The following is a 1,546-nucleotide window of genomic DNA, read 5'->3' as shown; positions in this document are numbered from 1 at the left end:
CGCCCATACCACCACCACCTGCTCCAGCAGCGGCAGCAGGGAAAGTGGGACCAGGAGTATCCCCTTGCGTAAACTCAAAGACCTGAAGGTTATAACTTCCCAGCAATCGGGGGGAGTTCCCTTGAAGGTTAAAACCAGTAATGAGCACCAAGCGACCAAAGGTATTCCAACGCTCAACATGCTTCAAGACGGCATCAAAGTTCCCAGAAACCGTGACCGCTCCCTTATTTTCGGAAAGCAAAGGAACATTTGCCTGGTTGGGGTCATCCGGTGGCGGGTAGAGACTAAAGCCGGCCTGAACAATCTGAACGCCCTTGTCGGAACGAACAAATTTATCCAGCATAGGCCCGAGATCGTAGAGCTGCTCTTTCTGAATCTGCTGCCAGGCCGTGTAGAGGTTAGAGATATTGATCGTCGGCATAAAGCGCTTCTCATATCTCCCCCAATCACTCTTCGCCATGGCAACCTTCACTTTAGCATCGGCGAATGCCGTGTCCGCCTGAGGCTTCTGATCCGCAACCAACTGACGCGACTCACGACGTGCTTCCTCGGTTGCAGTTTCTTTGTTACGAGGATCGTTAAGCGTGAACCACAGTGTCAAAACAGCAATCAGAGAGAGGACACCAAAAATAATCCATACCTGAGGACGTGTTAATTTACTCATAATTTTATCCTGTCGCCTCCCTTACTGGTCGCCATCCTTCATCATCGCACCCTTGCCACCGCCATCAGTGGGCGCAGCAGCACCTGTATCAGCACCCATCCCCGGCCCCATAGAACCCGAGCCGGACATCCCCATGGAGCCCGACATTCCCATGCCACCACCCATACCCATGGCACCACCCGCGCCCGCGGCCCCTGCAATAGGTGCCGTGGGTGGGCTTACATTCTGAACAAGCTGAGCCGCAACCTGGATGGGGAAGCTACGCTGTGCATCAGGCGGAAGCTGCTTACGGGCCTGAATCCCCTGAAAATCAGGCATCCCCCTGATACTAAGCGCCTTGATATCCGGGTTCGCAAACAGTGTCAGGTAAAAACGTCCGACATCCTCAAGCTTGGGTACCGACGCACTGATGCTCAGGCTATCGCCCTCAACAGCCATGCTGTTGTACTCAACCCCACGATAAGTATAGCGCGCAGCATTTCGGTAGATCAAACCCGGGAGCCGATTGAAGAACTGGACATTCTTCACAAAATCTACCTTGGCTTGAATCGGCTGAATTTTTTGCAGCTCCGTCTGGGTTCTCGCCTGAGTGTCCTCTACGGCCAAAGCCGCATCGTTAGCAGTGTTCGCATTGATAACCGTTTGATTGTACAGCGGATCCTGCATGGCGAAGCGGTAGATGAGCGGTGCCGCGACACAGACAGCGAGAAGAGATCCCGCCCACCACCAGGTGGCGCTCGTTTTTTTCTGTTCCGCGATATAAGCTGGTAAGAGGTTGATGCGCAGCATCGTTTTCCTGACTCCCCGTCGTTTACGTATTTGCTCAGTAAGACCACCACCTACATGGTGGCCTTCAAAATTTTATTCTTTGCCCAGAACCGC

The 1,546-nt window shown here is 53.4% G+C and carries 2 protein-coding genes; both read right to left on the bottom strand.

Annotated features, from left to right (window positions below):
- Positions 1 to 664 (bottom strand): hypothetical protein (locus ACH2EH_RS13110; protein WP_395142354.1); only part of this gene is annotated, 664 nt, incomplete at its 3' end.
- A 21-nt stretch (positions 665 to 685) separates the two neighbouring features.
- Complete coding sequence (locus ACH2EH_RS13105) at positions 686 to 1,453, bottom strand: hypothetical protein (protein WP_395142353.1); 768 nt, start codon at positions 1,451 to 1,453, stop codon at positions 686 to 688.
- Positions 1,454 to 1,546 lie beyond the last annotated feature (93 nt).

This window comes from Armatimonas sp., from assembly GCF_043760365.1.
In the GTDB taxonomy this organism is placed as follows: domain Bacteria; phylum Armatimonadota; class Armatimonadia; order Armatimonadales; family Armatimonadaceae; genus Armatimonas.
The sequence above is the reverse complement of the archived record's forward strand: the minus strand, read 5'-3'. Positions and strand labels throughout refer to the sequence as shown.